Here is a 17,814-nt window from a genome sequence, read left to right as displayed (position 1 = left end):
GATAGCTTCAATATGGCCTCAAAACGTCTTCAAAAGAAACTCGCAAGAGCAAAGCAAAATACGGCAACAAAAAAGGGGCTTGCTCCCGATTCCCCAAGAGCATCATCCGGGAACCCCTCCAAAAAGGGGGTTCCCACTCCCGCCGCTCCGGATGGCTTTCAGCACCTGCATCCAATTCGCCCAGAAGGAGGAGCAGGCTTCCTCCCCCTTTCCCGCTATCAGGTCCACCGGATGACCGACCTCATTATGGAGCAGCTGAAGAAGCTGCAGCCCCACCTTGATATGGGTTATTGGCGACGCTGCACGAAGGAGATCCTCTCCGCTTCCGCCCCCGGCATCCAGGTTATTCCAGCCAGAGCCGGAGCTGGAAAATCCACCTGGATCCGTGCCTTTCTCCTGAGCCTGTGTACCTTGAAGCAGCAGGGCGATCCCCTGGCTGATTTCTTTGGCGGAGTCCTTCTGATCCTGCAGAAGGTGGAGGATCTGAACGACATCGATCAGATGATCCAAAGCGCATTTCCGGATGCCGCTCCGCCTCTGATGGTCCCCCTCCAAAGCCTGACTGCATCCAGCAAAAAAGTAGGCCGCTGCGTCAATCCGGATGTCCGGGACTATCAGGATTGTCCCGGGGAGCAGTGCCCCTATGCCGGCAGCTGCCCCCTGCTCCACCAGGAGGAAGCCGGAAGACGCGCCTTCCTCCTGGGCGCTACCCAGGCGCGGTTTTACGGCCTACGCCAGTCTGAACAGCTCGATACGCTGCTCCTGCGGGAAGCGGAGGACGGACAGCTTGTACGCCGCCGTTTTGTTCTGTTTGATGAGAAGCCGGAGCTGTTTCAGATCTGGGCCCTGGATCAGACGCGGATCAACGCCCTCTCCAACCAGCTGGAGTCTTTGACCAGCGACCGGAATCTGAGCGATCACCAGGTGGGGCGGCTGCAGAGCAAACTCCACTTTGCCCTGGAAGTCCCCTTCCAGCAGATCCGCCGGGATACCGTCATCCAGCTGCCAACCGGCAAGACCGTGGACCAGTTGGTCGGCTTCTACTGCCTGCACAACGCCCTTCCTGCCGAATTCGAAGCCCTCAAGGCAAGCCTGACTCGTCATCTGGGTCAGAACAACCGGCAGCTTCAGGCCTGTCTGCACATTGCCGAACACCTCTGTCGGGGCAGCCCCTGTCTTTTCTGCAAGGCCGGTAATTTTCACCTGTCCATCTCCACAGACGGCATGTCCGCTCTCACAGGGCACCAAGTGCTGATCTTTGACGCCACCGCAGAATTGGATGGAGACTACCTCCACCAGCCACGTCTGCAGTTCCTCTCCCCTTCTCCGCCCAGAGACATGCACAATGTGACCTTTCATCTCTTTGTCCATCCCAAGCTGAACGTCTCCAAGGCCGCCATGCAGAAGAGCTGGCTGACCGAGGGGCTGTGCGCACTGATTGAGGAGCTCCTGGTCCAATTTCCCGGGAAAACATTTCTGTGCAGCTATAAGGAACACAGCGCCTACTTTGCCCGCTCACTGAGCCCAGAGGCTCTGGAACAGATCGTCCGGATGCCCGGACAGGAGCCGCCCTGTATCCCCTACTTTGGAGGCACCAACGGCAGCAATCAGTTCCGCACCTGCACCAACGTGATCCTGCTGGGCTATCCCAGGCTGGACCCGGAATCCTACCTGGAACGCTGCTATGCAGCCTGGAAGGATGCGGGATTTCAGGAGCAGCTGGAGCAGCTCTGCGCATACATGGAAAACCAGGCACAGCCGTGGCGCAATGGACTGCGGGATCTTCCCGCCGTCGCCGAGTACGAAAGCCGCCACCTGGCAGCCCGTCTCGAGCAGGAGATCTACCGCTGTGCCCTGCGCGACAGCACCTGCACGTCTGAACTCCACATCTTCCTGTTTGCCCCTCCAAGGGCCATGTGGAATCTCCTGCTGGAGCGCTTTCCCGGGTGCCGGGTGGAAGTCCTGGAATTCCTTCCTGACTGTGTCATGCAGGTCATCGAGACCCAAAAGACCTATCGTGGAAAACCAACCGCCTACGCCAGACTCCAGCAGTTCCTGGCCGACTGGGATGGGACGCCCATCTCCCTCTCCCAGCTGCGCACCCAATTGGACATCAGTCCATCATCCTGGAAGGAGCTGCGAAAACGATCGGATTTCCATGCTCTCCTGGAAGCGTATCAGATACGGCCCCTGCGCCAGGGCGGAAATACCGTTTGGACCAGGTCTTCCGAGACAAGCTGCGGGGTAATTTCCGCCTGAAAGACCACACCAAATATATTATCCCATTCAGAAAGGAGTTTTCATGCCAATGGAATCGCATTCTGATGATATCCGTGCCCTTCCCCTTGTCTTCACCGCAGAGGAGCTGGTGCAGATTTTGGGTCTCAAACGACACCTTGTATACGCGCTCCTCCGCTCAGGACAGATCAAATCCCTGCGGATCGGGACAGCATTCCGGATCCCACGCCAGGCATTGGAGGCGTATATGGCCTCTGTCGTTCACGATCAAGCCGATACCAAACAGATTGGAGGAACTCTGCATGCAACTGTCCGATAATATGCCCCTTCCCATTTCATCCGATGACCAGGCTCAGCCCGAACTGCCCCTGGTTCTGACCATCGAGGAATTCTGCCGCGCCCTGCGGATCGGACGCAACACCGCCTATCGCCTGATCCAGTCCGGTCAAGTCAAAGCCCTGCACCCGGGGAACAAGTTTCTGATCCCCCGGGATGAGTTGTATCGTTTCCTGAAGGAGGCAATCTGATGGGCAAGGGGACGGACTGCTACAGTCCGTCCCCTTCCAATTCATACTATATGAGGTGTTTTCTATGGCAAAGAAAAAGGGATCCCACCGCAATGCTCCCGGCGCCGGCAATATCCGCAAGAAGATTGTACATAAAAACGGTCAGGAATACGTCTACTGGGAGGCCCGGCTCACCGTTGGCTTTGATCCGGGCACCGGCAAGCAGATCCAAAGATCCTTCACCGGAAAAACACAAAAGGAGGTGCGGGAGCGGCTCCAGGCTGCCGCAGTCGAGGTCAATACGGGTACCTATACGGAGCCCTGTAAAATCACGCTGGGAGAATGGCTGGACCTCTGGGCCGCCGACTACTTGGGCGGCGTCAAGCCCTTTACTGTGGCATCCTACACCGGCCAGATCCGAAATCATATCAAGCCGGCACTGGGTGCAGTCAAGCTGGAATCCCTGAATACCAACACCATTCAGCGCTTCTACAACTCGCTTGGAGCGGGAACCCGTGAAAACCCCGGTCTGTCCCCCAAGACAATTAAAAACATCCACGGCGTGCTCCACAAGGCCCTCCAACAAGCTGTCGCCGTCGGATATCTTCGCTTCAATCCGTCGGAGGCCTGTACCCTTCCCCGCATCGTTCGGAAAGAGATCCTCCCTCTGGACGAGACAGACAGTCTGGCTTTCCTCAAGGCCATCCACGGCCACCCCTTTGAGACTCTCTTCAAGGTCACCCTCTTTACCGGTATGCGGGAGGGCGAGGTATTGGGCCTTATGTGGAACTGCATCGACTTTGGCAAGGGGACCATCCTCATCAACAAGCAGCTCCAGCGGGAAAAGAAAAAGGGCGGCGTCTATCACTTCGCCCCCCTGAAAAATGACAAAGCCAGAATCATCATGCCCGCCCCTTCCATTTTAGAGCTGCTGAAGCAGCACCGGGCCGCGCAGGCCGAACGCCAGCGTCTGGCAGGGCCTCTGTGGGAGCCGTCCGGTCTGGTCTTTACCAACGATCTGGGACAGCATCTGGCCACCCACACGGTCTACACTGCCTTCAAGCGGATCGTCACCGCGATCGGCCGTCCGGATGCCCGCTTCCACGATTTGCGGCACAGCTACGCCGTGGCCGCCATCCGGTCCGGAGATGACATCAAGACCGTTCAGGGCAATCTGGGCCATGCAACCGCCGCCTTTACCCTGGATGTCTACGGACATGTGACCGATCAGATGAAACATGAAAGCGCAGCCCGCATGGAATCCTATATCAAAGACATTCTGGAGCTTTAAAAGGGAAAACATAAGGGAAAACTTACTTGAGAAGACGACAAAAAAGCCTGGAACCATTGCGGTTCCAGGCTTTTGTTTGAAGTGCTAGATCAATCTGGATATTTACAGCCCGGAAGATCCGGCCTTCTGGACGGTGGGGTAGTGTCAAGGAATTTTCGCAAAATGGTTTGCAGGCCCTGGCATGAGAGAAGTCAGCCAGCAATGGAGGCGTCCTCAAGGGCAGCCTCCAGGTGCTTCATGTTCATGTACTTCTTGTTGCCCCACTGGGTGCCGGCCACATGGCGCAGCCGGGCGCAGACCAGCATGAGGGCGGAGTTGCCGTCTGGGAAACTGCCCACTACACGAGTGCGGCGGCGGATCTCCCGGTTGAGCCGTTCAATGACGTTATTGGTACGGATGCGAGTCCAGTGTTCGCTGGGAAAATCGCAGTAAGTCAGCGTTTCCTCAATGCCATCCTCCACCTTCTTGGCGGCCTCTTTCAACTTCATAGAGCGCAGTTGCTCCACCACGGCTTTGGCTTTCTCCCGGGCAGCTTTCTTGCTCTCCTGAGCATGGATCGCTTTGAGCATCTTTGCCACCAGCTTCACCTTGGAGCGAGGCGTTACGGAGAACACATTGCGGTAGAAGTGCACAGTACACCGCTGGTACTTGGCCTCTGGGAATACTTCTCCCACAGCTTCCAGCATACCAAGGCATTTGTCTCCAACCACCAGTTTAACCCCGTCCAGGCCGCGGCCGCGCAGCCACTGGAAGAAGCTGACCCAGCTGGACTTGTCCTCTTTCATCCCCTCGGCGGCACCAAGAACCTCACGGTATATTCGCTTCTACAATGAAGTACGGCCTCACCAAACGCTGAATTATAGGACACCACAAGCATTTGAAGATGCTTACAAACCTATTTTATCGGAAAATGATGTCTAAATTTCTGACCGATATAAAAATATTGTTTTTCCGTTTGAGAAATTTTGAAAAACAAATTAGGAGATGCAAGAAGCGGAAAGCCCCTTGTCACAAGGCTTTCCGCATACGATGAGCCCCGCTTTTCGATAAAATAGTTCGAAAAGCGGGGCTCATTCACCTTTTTGCCTGCCTGTATTCTTTCCAATGCAAACACCATATTTGGAGTCCGTTCAAAAAAGCCGATATCTCTTTTCCAACTGAGTCCGCATTTGCAGTGGAACAGACCGATAAACTGTTGCTTCATCTTCCGGCCACAATTGGGGCAGACCCGTTTACTGCTCATCAGTGTTCCTCCAGCTGGGTGGTGGAAGCGTCCGCACAGGAAATGCCATACTGCCGGAGCAAATCTCGCGCACGCGCCTCCCCGTCTTGGCTAATTCGTATAGGAGCTTTTCCACAGTCATTAAGTACCAGCCCCGCCGCATCCAACCGGCTCAGCGCGCTGCGGTCGTGGCCCTTCCAGGTCAGGCGGAGCTTCTCGGCCGTTCGGATCGGTTTATGCCGAATCTCTTCGGTAGGGCATTCCTGCCAAGAAGTCAGATACAAAAGCATTAAAGTCAGCTCGTCAATAATCTTGTCCATATCCTGCATCTGGCTGACCCTCCAGCATTTCAATCCTGTGGTCTCCCACCAGGGATTTCATCATTTGTATTGCACTGGCGTTGAGCCGCAGCAAGCGCTCACTTTGGGGAACGCCCTGCCGGATCAGCTCTGCATTAATGCTCTCCAGGTTTGCCAGAACAATCAACTGGTGAAGGCTTGCCTCATCGCGGATGTTGCCTGGGCTGTCAGGGTGTGCCTGCCTCCATTCTTTTGCGGTGATGCCGAACAGGGCTACATTCAGGACATCAGCCTCGCTGGCAAAAGTAAAGCTCTGACGTTGTGGGGTGATGTCCGGAGGGATCAGCATATCCTTGATCGCATCGGTATGGATCCGATAATTGATTTTGGCCAGTGTCCGGTTGAGATTCCAGCCAAGGGCAAGCCGGCTGTTTTCATCCGCCTTTAGCCGCTGGTAGTCCTTGATGATGTATAGCTTGAACTCAGCAGAAATCCAGGAGGCAAACTCGAAAGCAATATCCCTGTGCGCAAATGTACCGCCATATCTCCCAGCTTTAGAAAAGATCCCGATTGCGCTGGTCGCGTCAACCCACTTTTTCGGAGACATGGTAAACGTGTTAGACCCAGCCTGGATCCTAAACCCGTCGAATTCGACGGGTTTAAATTCCGGATTGTTGAGCTGCTCCCATAACCCCAGAAATTCAATTGTGTCCCGGTTCCGCATCCAATTCTTGATCACATCATCCGGGGCGTCGCTCTTATAGCGTGCAATATCTGTCAGGGAGATGTAGTCGTTCTCATCGCCGCTGGAAACGACGGCAATATCTGTCCCTTTGGCATGAATATGATCTTTCATAGGCTTCTTTGACGCCATGCGCTCACACTCCTTGTGCAATGATCTGATCCAGCAGCCCTTGGCAGCCCGCCAGCACATCCCGCCAGGTGGCATCGAAATCGTCGGTGTACCAGGGGTCCGCTACCTCCTGCTCCAGGCGGCCCGCGTATTCCATCAGCAGGTGCATCTTGTCGTTGAAGTCGCCGCCGCAGATGCGGTACATGCTGCGGAGGTTTGCCCTGTCCATCCCAATGAGCAGGTCGTATTCCTCGTAGTCGCTGTTGCGGAGCTGCCGGGCGGCATGGCCGCTGCAGGAGATACCGTGTTCCGCCAGCTTCCGCCGGGCAGGCGGGTAGACCGGGTTGCCGATCTCCTCCCGGCTGGTGGCCGCCGAGGCAATCTGAAACTGGTCCTCCAGGCCCGCCTTCTTCATCAAGTCCTTCATAATATACTCGGCCATTGGGCTCCGACAAATATTGCCGTGACACACAAAAAGGATCTTCCTCATGCTCCAGACACCCCGCTGATACTGTGTTGCTCTCAGTATAGCAGGAATCTAGCTGTTCGTCGAGTGCGGAGTGCAGCCATGCCCCGGCCTGGATCTGCCCCAACAGCTCCGCCTTGGTCCAGCGGTGCTCCAGCGCGGCCCGGAGATACCAGGCGCGCTCCCGACTGACCTCACAGCCCTCCAAAATGGCCGCATTCTGCGTCCAGCCCAGCTTCAGGGCCAGCGCCCGCAGTTCCTGGCTATCTGCATATGCACGGTAAAATTCCCGCATCCGGCGCAGGTTGCGTGGGGAGAAGCCCTTGGCCTCCGGATAGTTTGCCTGGAGATACTCAGCGGCCATCACCGCCGCGCCCTTCTCCGGGCGGGCACAGACGGCCCTGCCAATCTCGAAGTACAGCTCCATCTGGGGCAGTCCAGCGGCCATGAGCTGATCCAGTGTCCCATACATAGCGCTGTAATCTGCGGGTTTCCGGGTATTCATGCGCTTCTCCTTTCCGGCGCCCCGCGCCTCATTTGATCTGGCCGCAAAAGGGAGCACAACGCTTGTTGCGCTGTGCTCCCTTTCATCGTCAACTATATGAGTGTTTGAAAGATGCCGCTCTCCAGAGCCACCACATCCTCCAGTGGGATCTCCGTCCCGTCTGTCAGAATCAGAATCCGCTCCAGTTCCCGGAACTTCTTCAGCCGGCCGGTGGCGGTCAGGTAGGCCCCGCCCTCTTTCCGCGCGTCCGGCTGAAACCAGGTGACGGTGAGCTCCGGTTGCTCGTCCATATGCTCCAGCAGCACCACCTGCCTCCGATCCAGCTCTGCCCGGACATCCTCGGCCAGCTCCATGCGCCGCTCCGTCCGCCGGGCGGTCTCCGCAAGGGCGGCCCCGTGGCCGCTCAGAGCGGCGAATGGGCTGAAAATCGCGGCCCGGTCGCGGATGGGCATCCGGGGGTGCCGCCTGGAGGTGGGATGCGGGAGGTTTATGATGTCGTCGTATGGCCCACTCATGCCTGATGCCCTCCGATTGTTTGGTTGCGCTCTTTGGCCGTGGCGCCATCCTCCAGGTTCATCCCCTTGAGGATGGCGTTCTTGCCGTACCGCTTCTTGATGCCCAGCATGGCCTCCTGGAGCTTCCGCTCCCGGACATGGGCAGCCTCGCCCCCCTGTTCCTGTTGTTCCCTGATGGAGTAGTCGGTGAACAGATCCAGCTGCTCCGCCTCCGGTCCCTTGGGGGCCTCCGCCTCGTCCAGCAGCTTGTTGGCGCTGATGCTCAGACGGCGGATCAACAGGTTCTTATCCACGATCCGGTCGTAGAGGGCCGCCGCCGCTTTCTGCAAGTCATTGGCGGACGAGGTGTATGTGAAATTCTCCGTGCCCACTGCGTGCTTGGGGATGCTCCGCCCGTAGCGGTCAGTGGTCACCGGGCCGTGGTAGTTCTGACGGCGGCCCGGGTCGTCCAGATTCTCCCGGTCGTAGCCCACGGTGAGCACCAGTTGGTTGGTCACCAGCCGCTTGTCTACCAGATCCAGCGCCAGGGCATCCGCCATCTCCCGCACCACCAGACGGGCCTTGTCAAAGTCATAGGGGCACTGGAGCACCTGGCCGGAGACGATGCTCTTGTTCTCCGGCTTGTATGCCTTCACGTCTGCGATGGTGCAGGGCTCCCAGCCCCAGGCGTGGTCGATCAGAATCTCCGCGTTGACCCCGAACAGCTTGTAGAGCAGTTCCTCATTGTGGTAATCTGTAGGCTTGCCAATGGAGCACCGGGCGATGTCCCCCATGGTGTACAGGCCGTTGGCCTCCAGCTTGCCCGCGTAGCCCTTGCCCACCCGCCAGAAGTCCGTCAGGGGACGGTGTGTCCAGAGCAGCCGGCGGTAGCTCTCCTCCGTGAGTTTGGCGATGCGGACGCCGTGCCGGTCGGCCCGGATGTGCTTGGACATGATATCCATGGCCACCTTGGCCAGATACAGGTTGCTCCCCATCCCCGCCGCGGCGGTAATGCCGGTGGTGTTCAGAATATCCAGCAGGATGGTCTGGGTCAGCTCCCGAGCCGTAATTTTGTAAGTGTCCAGGTAGTGGGTCAGATCGATAAACACCTCGTCGATGCTGTAGGGGAAGATATCCTCCGGCGCGACGTATTTCAGGTAGACGCTGTAAATCTTCGTGCTCCAGTCGATATAGTGGGCCATCCGGGGCGGGGCGACCAGGTAGTCCAGCGCCAGGGCGGGGTTTCCCCTCACCTCCGGATCGTTCCAGGAGGCGCCGGCAAGCTGCCGGCCGGGGGCCTGCCGCTGCCGCCGGAGGTTGACCTCCTTGACCTTCTGCACCACCTCGAAGAGCCTAGCCCGGCCCGAAATGCCGTAGGCCTTCAGGGAAGGGGTCACGGCCAGGCAAATGGTCTTGTCCGTCCGCCTCTTGTCCGCCACCACCAGATTGGTGGTCATGGGATCCAGCCCCCGCTCCACGCACTCCACCGAGGCGTAAAAGCTCTTCAGATCGCAGCAGATGTAGCACTTCTCCTTCACGCCCCGGTCACCCCTTTTCATCTTAAGTATATCACGGGCGCTGTCCAATTATCGGTTCCAGCCCAGCACGGCGTCCAGTTCCTCCCGCTCTGCCTCCGGGAAGTTCTTCCGGATTTGTTCATCGATCAGAGCCTTGTACTCCTCCGGATCCATAGAGTAGGCAGAGGAGACGTGGCCATAGCCCCACAGGGCCTCTGGGGTGGAGTAAACAGAGATGTGCCAGCCGTACTCCTGCCCCCGCTTGTTCCGCCTCCGTCGGAAGTCCCGGATGAGCAAGTAGCCACCCATCTGCAGGTCAGTCACCGTGCCCTCGAAGTTCTTCTCCCCGCTCTTGCCGAATCCGGCCTGCCGCTTGAGCTCAAAGGAGAACCACTCGTCTTTGGTCAGGAACTGATCCATGATCCGCTTCTGCCGCATGGTGGCCAGTTCCTCGTCCCAGCGGCTATCGAAGTCGTAGCCGTCTCTCCGCCAGTTGGCAAAGTGCGGAAACCAAGCCCTGGAAATAAACCCAGCCTTTCCGTCGAAAAATTTGCCATAGGCCACCGTTCCGCTGCGGGCGATCAGCCGCCGCCACTCCCACGGATCCTGTGCCTCGTCCCCCGTCCACCAGTAGAGGTCGGAGGTGTTCTCCTCCGCGGAGAAGCCGTCTACCTCGTTTTTGAACAGGGGCAGGAAGCCCACCTCGTCAATCCAGCCGATGAGCTCCTCCCAGCTCTGGATGCGGCTGGGGTCATCCCAGTCCAGCCCCCGCATGATCCACGCGCCGTCCTCAACCGCCATCGTACCGCCTCCCTGGATTTCTTCAAGCCGATTATAGCACATTCGTTCTATCCACTCCATAGTGGTGAGATATTTTCTTGGACAGAGAGCCGCAAAGGAAAAGGCGGCGGAGCCGCCGCCCTTTCCCTTACGGCCTTCTGCTATAGGATCTGCACGATCTGTTCCCATAGGAGAATATGTTTGGTATCAATGGCTTTGTTGCCGTGGTAGTGCCCGAACAGCCAGTAGTGGTATTGTGCCCGCTCTTTGACCTCCTGGAGGAAGTCCGTCAGGTGATCCGCCACATTGTGCCGAGAGAACTGGAGGGCGATGCTGGTGGGGGCGCAGTGGGTGAGGATGTAGTCCACCGCCCAACCGTGGGCGTCCAGGTTTTTACGCGCCTCCGCATACTCCTCATCCGAGGGCAGTTCCTCCCTCCACCAGGACAGGTGGTCAATGCGGAATCGGGTGTGCTCTTTCTGCTTCAATGTCAGGTATTTCCGCTCAAAGTTGGGATCGTCCAGGCTCAGGATGCCGTCCTCAATGTCGTGGGAGGCCGCCCCGCCCATAGTGAAGAAGGTACGCCCGGCCAGCTCAAATACCTGCCCCCGCATCAGGTGGAGCACGTGGGGCCGGATGGGCTGCACCCTGCCGCCGTGCCAGTTCTCTATCGGGTATTTCACAAGGGCATCGTAGTTTTCATGGTTTCCCGAGACGAAGGCCACCGTGAAGGGCAGCCCTTTCAGCCAGTCCAGCGCCTCGTCATCCCGTTCATCTCCGAACCACACGCCGCCGAAGTCTCCCAGCTGGAGCACCACATCCTCCTTGGTGAGTTCCAGCCCCTCCGGGAAGTATTCCGGGCGGAACCGCTCAAAATTCCCGTGGGTGTCGCCTGTAGCGAAGATCTTCATGCCGTGATACATCTCCTTTTTGGCTGGTTGACCACCTGCTCGATCTCCCGGCCATCCCGGAAGGTCACCTGGATCTTCTCCCGGGAGAGCACCGTCACCTTCTCCAGCAGCTGGTGGATGACCTCCTCGTCCCACTCCGTCATCGCCGCTGTCATATGCTCCATGGCGGCCGAGACCGCCCGCAGACGGTTCTGGAGCCGGCCCTGCTCCTGGCAGGCCCCCTCCAGCTGTGCCTTCCGTTCTTTGAGACGGGCGGTGGACTCGGACAGCTCCCGGAACCGCCCCGTATAGTCCTCTGCCGGGTTGGCTGAAGCCTCAGCCAGCAGGCTGTTGAACTGGCTGCTCAGTTCCTCCAAGGCCCGGTCGATGTCCGCCAGGCTCATACTCTCACCCAACATCGGAGCAAGCTCCCACTCCATGACGGCGGTGAGCTGCCGGGCCAGGGTGTCACGATCCAGCATGACGGTATTAACGGCGGCCAGGATGGCCTGCTGGAGCGGTTCCTCGTCCAGGGTGGGAGACTGGGTGCAGAACTTCTTCCCATAGTCCAGGCGGCTGACACACCGCCACACGGGGCGCTTGATTCCGCGCTGGGTCCACACGCACCGCCGGTAGGCCGTCCCGCACTCCCCGCAGAACAGCAGGTTGCTGAGAACATGCTTGCCGCTGTACTTGCCCCGGCCGGTGGGGGTGCTCTTTCGCGTGGCGCCCGCCTTGGCGCTCCGCCGGGCCATTTCCAGCTGGACGGCGTCGAAGGTCTCCCGGCTGACGATGCCCTCATGGTGGTTTTGAATCAGGTATTTGGGCAGCTGTCCGGTATTGGGGATCACCTTCTTGCTGATGCAGTCCTGGATGAAGGTCTTCTGGAGCAGGACGTCCCCGCAGTATTTCTCGTTGGTCAGGATGCTCCTGATATGGGATGCCATCCACTCTGCTTTTCCGGAGACCGTGGGAATTCCCTGGCCCTCCAGGGCCGCCTTGATCTCCCGGATGCTGTCCCCGGCCAGATAGCGGTCATAGATGAAGCGGACGGTCTCCGCCTGCTCCGGCACGATCCTTGGCTTGCCGTCGGGGCCCTTCTCATAGCCCAGCAGCTGCTTGTACTGCATGGCGACATGGCCGGATTTCATGGCCTGACGCTTGCCCCAGCGCACCCGGCTGCTGGTGCTCTCGCTCTCGGCCTGGGCGAAGGCCCCGTGTAGGGTGATCAGGAACTCGCTCTCCGGGTAGATGGAGTTGATGTTCTGTTCCTCGAAGATGACTGGTATACCCAGGCTCCGCAGCTCCCGGGTGAAGTTGAGGGTGTCCACGGTATTGCGGGCGAAGCGGGAGACGGATTTAGCCAGAATCATGTCGATCTTCCCCTGCCTGCACTGGCGGATCATCCGCAGGAACTCCTTCCGCTTACAGGTGGAGGTGCCGGTGATGCCCTCGTCCGCGAACACCCCGGCCATGGTCCAGCCCGGTTCCTTCATGATCTTCTCGGTGTAGTAGGAGAGCTGATTTTTATAGCTGGAGAGCTGCTCCTCGCTGTCCGTGGACACCCGGCAGTAGGCCGCCACCCGCAGGTGGCGCCTCTTCTCCTGTTCCTGGGGAGTTTCCACTTTGGCCGGAATGACGATGACGTTGGGCGCGGTATCGTTCATGTGTAATTTCCTCCTTCCAAGGTCTGGTTATTTTTCAGCAGGATGGTGACCGTCCCGTTGCTGACGGTGATGCGGCGGACGCTCTCATGGAGCAGTTCCTGCTCCAGTTCCATCATAGGCCGGCGGTTTTGAAACAGCCTCCGAAGGCGGAGGGTTTCATACTCCTCCGGCCCGATGGCATTTAACTGGAGGGCGGCCAGCCGGAAGGCCAGCCTTCTGGCCCTAGTCTCGTCTACCGGCGGGCAGTGCAGGAGCTCGTCCAGTTCTCGGCGCAGCTTATCTACTTCTGACAGCGGCTTGGCCTCTGGGACTGGGCAGGCAATAAGCTCCGGGCGCTGGATCAGGCGGTTCAGGAGGCCCAGCACCTGCCGTTCCACCCAGGCCGGCGGGCTGCCGCCGCACAGCTTCCGCAGTTCCTTCTGGGCTGGGCTCTTTTGGCAGGGCGTTGTCCGCTCCTGTCGCCGTGCCTGCACCATGTGGAACTGCCCCTCCGGGATGATGGATGGGAATCCACCCTCGCCGGTGTACCGGCGGTCTGCCAGAATGCGGGCCGCCATGTTCTTGTTCCAGGGCTTGTCTCCATCGTAGGGGATGCCCCGCTCCTGGAGCTTGTCCACCAGAGCGTTGTAGCTGGCCCCGGCCAGGTAGCTGTCGTAGATCCAGCACACCGTCTCCGCCTCTGCCGGGTGGAGCACGATCTCCCCGAACTCCATTTTGTAGCCGAAGGGCCATTTCCGGTTGCTCCCCATCACCGCACCGTCCGTTCTATGGGCTCTGTCAGCTCCAGGCCATTGACCAGCCGGAACCGCAGGCGGTCGTTGCTCTCCACAATGATCTTGTCCACGAGCTCGCGGAACAGCTCCCCATCGAAGGCGTCCAGGAAGTCCGGCCCAGCCTCCAGGGCTTCGAGCAGCTCCTGGGTCCGCTGGATCGTCTGATCCTCCTCGGACTCCAGGAATCGTTCCTTCTCCAGCTTTGTAGCGCGGAGTTGTTCCGCCAGCTCGTTCCGGCGGGAGATAAAAATATCAGGATCAACGAGGCCCTGCTGCTTAAGCTGGGCCAACAGTCGATCCTGACGGGTAATGTCTGCAATTTTCTGGTTGAGTGCCACGATGTCCAGGCTCCAGAGCAGCTTGCCCTTCCGGGCGCTCTGGAGGTCTGCGAGTAGTTGATTGAGGATAAGCTTTCCCTTGTGGCGTAGTTTGTGGTACATACGAAAGAATGCGCATTCAACTTCTAGCTCTGGTATTTGCCGAACCAGGCAGTTATCACGTGATTTTTCGTGGTTACTACACATCCAGTATCCAGACAATCCTTGGGGCTTGCGCTTGAATACAGCACCACAGTCACCGCAGAAGATGTGCTGCGCAAACGGCGAGACATCCTTTGACTTTGGAGGAATACGGGAACTCTTGACGCCCAGGAGCTTCTGTACTCGCTCAAATATATCCTGGCTGATAATCGGTGGATGGGTTTCTTTCCAGATATACTGTTTATGTTCGCCGCTGTTCCGCTTCTGCTGGCGCGGTAGTGCCTCGGTCATATAAGTCTTCTGAAGGTGAGAGTCTCCAATGTATTTTTCGTTGCATAGAACATAGCGGACGGAGGTCACTTGCCAGTAAGGCTTCTTGTCCCGTGTTGGGAACCCATATGCAGTGACTTCCTTCGCGATATCATCCATGCTATGGCCTTGCAGATACCGATCGAATATGAGGCGGATAATCGGGGCCTCGTCAGTATTGATTTCCAGTTTCCCATTCACCAGGTTATACCCGAAAGGAGCTTTACAGGTGGAGAAATGCCCGTTTCTCATACGCACCTGGTAACTCCATCGCATGTTATCTGAAATGCTTTCGCTCTCCTTCTGGTCCATCATGGCGAAGATGGCGGTGAGAAACTCTCCGGCCAGCTCAGAGGTGTCGATGCCCTGCTCCTCGAAGCACACCCCGACTCCCAGAGCCTTCAGCTCCCGGACGGCCTCCAGGCACTCCTTGGTGTTCCGGGCGAACCGGGAGGAGGACTTCACCAGGATCTTATCCACCCGCCCCCGCCGGCAGTCCGCCAGCAGGCGCTGGAAGTCATCCCGCTTCTCCGCCGAGGTGCCGGTGATGCCCTTGTCTGCGTACACGTCCACAAACTCCCACTCCGGGTTGTCGGTGATGAGCTCCGTGTAGTGGGCGTTCTGGGCGGCAAAGGAGTTGAGCTGATCCTCCGAGCTGGAGCTCACCCGGGCATAGGCCGCCACACGGAGTTTCCGATCCCGGACAGGATCGCTGGGCGGGATGGTAATCACCTGGGGCGCACCGTTCAGCGCCAGGGAACCGCTGGTTTTCTTCTGCTCGTCCACGAAATCGCCTCCTGTCAGCAACACACAATACCAGCACATCCGCGAAATATCCATATCCAACCCCAACAAAAATTAGGGGGAAAATATGACATCTGCCCCGGTTTCCGTCCGGAGCCGGGCGGCGATCCTCCCGGCCTCCTTCCGGCTGACAAGGCCGGCGGTCTGGAGGTGGCGGAGGAGGTTTACCATCCCGATGTAGTTGATATTCTGGTTCATAACCAACCCTCGTTTCAGGCGGAGGCCGCTCCCCAATGGACAGGGAGCGGCCTCCACTTCCTATCTTCTGAAATCTTGGATTTCCAATAAGCAATCATTTCGCACCTGTATTCGACACTACTTCCCCAGGCGGCAGGGCGGCAGCAGACGGACTGCGCTGGCGCGCATCACGGGAATCTCACCCCTCCGAGGATCTCTCCGAGCTGTCCCCATTGCTTGATCCCGGTATCACCCGGGGCTGTGGCTGGACAGGAGTATCATTATCAGATTGCTGACGAGGGTTGGGCCGGGTAAACCAGCCGCAATGCGAAACAGCCCGCCACAGGCTGCTTTGTGGACGGATGGGTACCGCTCTGCACCTTTCTTGGCCGTCTTTGATGCGGTTTCCCGCACAGGTGGTCTTGGCGCATCCTCCAGCGTCGCTTCAGCCCTCCTCCCGGAGGGGCCTCTCGTCAGCGGACGTATCCCGCTGCCGGATATGAAGTTTTCAAGGAGCAGGGCGGGAGATAACGGATCACCGATATTCCCAATACAGGGCAAACTGGGCCAGGATACTGTTCATCACCTGAAGCTCTTCCCCTTTTAGGGGTTGGCGCAGCTTCACAAGCAGTGCTTGTTGAATTGGTGAAAGTGTATGGCTCTCAATGTGGAACCAGTCAGCCAAGTATATTCCTCCAGCGTAACGCCCCCGCACGAGTTGGATCGGATAGTAGCAGGAGAGAGCCACCAGATCAGCACGGATCGTTCGCTCGGAAACACCGAACTGTTCCGCTAGATTGCTGGCCGTGTCATGCCTCCGTATACACAGAAGATGCAGGATCGCGCTTCTCCGTTCTGACGGAGTCATCTCTCTCACCGCCTCTTTTTGCCCTGTGCATCCGAGTATAACTGTTAAAGCGGAAAGGCCATTTCCGGTTAAAAAAAGTTTCTACACGATTTCGCAAAAATCAGCAGTATGCCTCATTTTAGAGCAACAGGATGATGCAATATGCACAGTTCTTGCAGTGGGCCGTAACAAAGGAAGCCGCACTGCTGTGGCAGATACTCCATAGCAGTGCGGCTTCCGAGTCAAGTCAAAACATTAAAAAATCAGTCTATCAGCTTATTGCTTTGTCTCCAGATATCCATTTTCTCAGCTTGGCCACTGAGCTCCTCACGAAAATCTGGATGGGCAATGGAGATGATTTTCTCTGCCCGCTCCCAGGTGGAAGCTCCCTTCAGGTTCACCATACCGTACTCCATCATCAGGTAATAAACCGCAGTGCAGGGGGGCAGTAGTGATGCTTCCTTGAGTCAGGGTAGGGACGATACAGCTCTTGAGTTGTCCGTTCTTGCCCGTCACGATGGAGGAAACTCTTGCCTCCCTTACATCTGACCCCACCACTTACCTCGCCACAGGTTTTGCTTTGTCCTCCAGGGCCAGCTCTTCATAAAGCTCCATGATACCAGGGAGGGCCTGATCCAAACTATATTGTACCACCTCCCGCCGCCCCGCTGCACCCAAATGCTCCCGCATGTCCTCGGACCCCATGAGCATTTGGATGGCCTCTGCGCAAAGCTCCTCATCCCCGTAGGGATAGAGCAAGCCCGCGCCGCTGCGCTGGAGCAGGTCCGTATGACCCTTCACGCCGCTGGCTACTACTGGAAGCCCAGAGTACATAGCCTCCATGATGTTGAATGGAAGTCCTTCACTCCGGCTTGCGGAGACCGCGATATCGGCCATCCGGTACCACGGCCCAATTGGGGATACATGGCCCGGGAAGCGCACCCTGTCCGCCACCCCCAAGCCTTTTGCCAGCGCCTTGCAGTCCTCCAGATGTTCTCCATCCCCCGCCAGGACCAGGACAGCTCGTCCTGGGAGACAGGCCATAGCCCGGATCAGTACCGCCTGGCTCTTCCGCTCTGAAAACTCGGCGGGATAGAGCATGACGACTGCGTCCTCCGGGATATTCAGTTGATTTCTCAATACTTCCCTTGTCAACTCCGGGCAGGCATCCAGCCTGGAGAAGTCCACTCCCACGCCTGGAACCGAGACAACACGTGTGCCCAATCTGTGCTTCTTCGCCAGGGCGTAGTCCCACTCGTTCATGGTGAACAGCAGGTCGGTCACAGAAGCCATCCATTTCTCTGCTGTCAGGAGCACTGCCTGCTTGAGCCATGGTGTCTCTTCATCAAAAAGATATCCATGCACCATACAGGCCACAGGGGGCCTTTTTTTCATGCCCTTTACCGCCACGCGGGTAAAAAAGGCAGCCAGGGAGGTGTGGGTAGAGATGAGGTCGTACTGCTCCTCCTCCATCATCCGGCGCAGAGTCCGGGCCGCCTGCAGGTTCTCCGCAGCCAGCATTTTCTTTCGGAAGGGGAGAATTTTCACTTCGTGAGCGTCCGGAATCACAGCCTCCGGGCCGCCGCAGGCTACGTGGACGGTCCAACCATGCTCACAAAAGGCCCTTAAATATGGGAGGTGGAAGTTTCGGATATGGGAGGCGGTTGACGCGGTGAAAAGCACCTTCTTCTCCATAG

At 58.0% G+C, this 17,814-nt stretch carries 20 protein-coding genes and 2 pseudogenes; 5 read left to right on the top strand and 17 right to left on the bottom strand.

From position 1 onward, the window contains the following. The first annotated feature begins 231 nt into the window (after positions 1 to 231). The 4 genes from I2C21_RS03695 (at position 232) to I2C21_RS03680 (ending at position 4,035) form a co-directional block, all read left to right on the top strand. Positions 232 to 2,259, top strand: a complete 2,028-nt coding sequence (locus I2C21_RS03695; RefSeq protein ID WP_195278523.1) for a hypothetical protein — start codon at positions 232 to 234, stop codon at positions 2,257 to 2,259. A 43-nt stretch (positions 2,260 to 2,302) separates the two neighbouring features. Continuing rightward, positions 2,303 to 2,557, top strand: a complete 255-nt coding sequence (locus tag I2C21_RS17750) for a helix-turn-helix domain-containing protein (protein WP_353654771.1) — start codon at positions 2,303 to 2,305, stop codon at positions 2,555 to 2,557. Continuing rightward, positions 2,541 to 2,765, top strand: coding sequence for a helix-turn-helix domain-containing protein (locus tag I2C21_RS03685; protein WP_195278521.1), 225 nt, complete (start codon positions 2,541 to 2,543; stop codon positions 2,763 to 2,765). The genes I2C21_RS17750 and I2C21_RS03685 overlap by 17 nt, the downstream gene beginning before the upstream one ends. 64 nt (positions 2,766 to 2,829) lie before the next feature. Beyond that, positions 2,830 to 4,035, top strand: a complete 1,206-nt coding sequence (locus I2C21_RS03680; protein ID WP_195278520.1) for a tyrosine-type recombinase/integrase — start codon at positions 2,830 to 2,832, stop codon at positions 4,033 to 4,035. A 191-nt stretch (positions 4,036 to 4,226) separates the two neighbouring features. Here the strand turns inward: I2C21_RS03680 and I2C21_RS03675 are convergent. Then, positions 4,227 to 4,850: pseudogene (locus I2C21_RS03675) on the bottom strand (IS256 family transposase); the annotation flags it as partial. Between I2C21_RS03675 and I2C21_RS17745 the strand changes: the two are divergent. Further along, the gene (locus I2C21_RS17745; RefSeq protein WP_172712969.1) at positions 4,807 to 4,956 is read left to right on the top strand and encodes an integrase core domain-containing protein; all 150 of its coding nucleotides are present in this window, start codon (positions 4,807 to 4,809) and stop codon (positions 4,954 to 4,956) included. The pseudogene I2C21_RS03675 and the gene I2C21_RS17745 sit on opposite strands and share 44 nt — an antisense overlap. Here I2C21_RS17745 and I2C21_RS03665 read toward each other — a convergent pair. The 16 genes and pseudogenes from I2C21_RS03665 to I2C21_RS03590 form a co-directional block, all read right to left on the bottom strand. After that, positions 4,931 to 5,278, bottom strand: a complete 348-nt coding sequence (locus I2C21_RS03665; protein WP_009257029.1) for a hypothetical protein — start codon at positions 5,276 to 5,278, stop codon at positions 4,931 to 4,933. The two genes, I2C21_RS17745 and I2C21_RS03665, sit on opposite strands and share 26 nt — an antisense overlap. Further along, positions 5,278 to 5,586, bottom strand: coding sequence for a DUF6429 family protein (locus I2C21_RS03660; protein WP_009257030.1), 309 nt, complete (start codon positions 5,584 to 5,586; stop codon positions 5,278 to 5,280). Before I2C21_RS03660 ends, I2C21_RS03665 begins: the two co-directional genes overlap by 1 nt. Continuing rightward, positions 5,561 to 6,430 (bottom strand): KilA-N domain-containing protein, encoded by an 870-nt coding sequence (locus I2C21_RS03655; RefSeq protein WP_009257031.1) that lies wholly within the window; start codon positions 6,428 to 6,430, stop codon positions 5,561 to 5,563. Before I2C21_RS03655 ends, I2C21_RS03660 begins: the two co-directional genes overlap by 26 nt. Positions 6,431 to 6,434: 4 nt before the next feature. Continuing rightward, positions 6,435 to 6,899, bottom strand: a complete 465-nt coding sequence (locus tag I2C21_RS03650) for a low molecular weight protein-tyrosine-phosphatase (RefSeq protein WP_044943392.1) — start codon at positions 6,897 to 6,899, stop codon at positions 6,435 to 6,437. 91 nt (positions 6,900 to 6,990) lie between these two features. Further along, positions 6,991 to 7,302: pseudogene (locus I2C21_RS17740) on the bottom strand (DUF1016 N-terminal domain-containing protein); the annotation flags it as partial. Positions 7,303 to 7,472: 170 nt separating this feature from the next. Beyond that, positions 7,473 to 7,895, bottom strand: a complete 423-nt coding sequence (locus I2C21_RS03640; protein WP_009257033.1) for a hypothetical protein — start codon at positions 7,893 to 7,895, stop codon at positions 7,473 to 7,475. Next, complete coding sequence (locus tag I2C21_RS03635) at positions 7,892 to 9,412, bottom strand: Y-family DNA polymerase (protein ID WP_083831420.1); 1,521 nt, start codon at positions 9,410 to 9,412, stop codon at positions 7,892 to 7,894. Before I2C21_RS03635 ends, I2C21_RS03640 begins: the two co-directional genes overlap by 4 nt. Positions 9,413 to 9,460: 48 nt before the next feature. Then, positions 9,461 to 10,192 (bottom strand): AlkZ-related protein, encoded by a 732-nt coding sequence (locus tag I2C21_RS03630; protein ID WP_009257035.1) that lies wholly within the window; start codon positions 10,190 to 10,192, stop codon positions 9,461 to 9,463. Positions 10,193 to 10,332: 140 nt separating this feature from the next. Beyond that, positions 10,333 to 11,082, bottom strand: a complete 750-nt coding sequence (locus I2C21_RS03625) for a metallophosphoesterase family protein (protein WP_009257036.1) — start codon at positions 11,080 to 11,082, stop codon at positions 10,333 to 10,335. After that, positions 11,079 to 12,728, bottom strand: a complete 1,650-nt coding sequence (locus tag I2C21_RS03620) for a recombinase family protein (RefSeq protein WP_195278519.1) — start codon at positions 12,726 to 12,728, stop codon at positions 11,079 to 11,081. The genes I2C21_RS03625 and I2C21_RS03620 overlap by 4 nt, the downstream gene beginning before the upstream one ends. Then, positions 12,725 to 13,477: a recombinase family protein gene (locus I2C21_RS03615; RefSeq protein ID WP_009257039.1), complete on the bottom strand. Its 753-nt coding sequence runs from the start codon at positions 13,475 to 13,477 to the stop codon at positions 12,725 to 12,727. Before I2C21_RS03615 ends, I2C21_RS03620 begins: the two co-directional genes overlap by 4 nt. Continuing rightward, entirely contained in the window at positions 13,477 to 15,075 is a 1,599-nt protein-coding gene (locus I2C21_RS03610) for a recombinase family protein (RefSeq protein WP_009257040.1), read from the bottom strand. Before I2C21_RS03610 ends, I2C21_RS03615 begins: the two co-directional genes overlap by 1 nt. A gap of 72 nt (positions 15,076 to 15,147) precedes the next feature. Next, complete coding sequence (locus tag I2C21_RS03605; protein ID WP_009257041.1) at positions 15,148 to 15,291, bottom strand: hypothetical protein; 144 nt, start codon at positions 15,289 to 15,291, stop codon at positions 15,148 to 15,150. A gap of 514 nt (positions 15,292 to 15,805) precedes the next feature. Continuing rightward, on the bottom strand, positions 15,806 to 16,138 hold the full coding sequence (locus I2C21_RS17895) for an HTH domain-containing protein (protein ID WP_009257042.1): 333 nt from the start codon (positions 16,136 to 16,138) through the stop codon (positions 15,806 to 15,808). Between the two features lie 242 nt (positions 16,139 to 16,380). Further along, positions 16,381 to 16,521, bottom strand: coding sequence for an acetyl-CoA hydrolase/transferase C-terminal domain-containing protein (locus I2C21_RS17725; RefSeq protein WP_009257043.1), 141 nt, complete (start codon positions 16,519 to 16,521; stop codon positions 16,381 to 16,383). Positions 16,522 to 16,675: 154 nt separating this feature from the next. Then, the gene (locus tag I2C21_RS03590) at positions 16,676 to 17,812 is read right to left on the bottom strand and encodes a glycosyltransferase (protein WP_009257044.1); all 1,137 of its coding nucleotides are present in this window, start codon (positions 17,810 to 17,812) and stop codon (positions 16,676 to 16,678) included. Between the last annotated feature and the right edge of the window lie 2 nt (positions 17,813 to 17,814).

The sequence above is a fragment of the Clostridium sp. J1101437_171009_A5 genome (assembly GCF_015547905.1).
Classification (GTDB): Bacteria; Bacillota; Clostridia; order Oscillospirales; family Oscillospiraceae; genus Pseudoflavonifractor_A; species Pseudoflavonifractor_A gallinarum.
The sequence above is the reverse complement of the archived record's forward strand: the minus strand, read 5'-3'. Positions and strand labels throughout refer to the sequence as shown.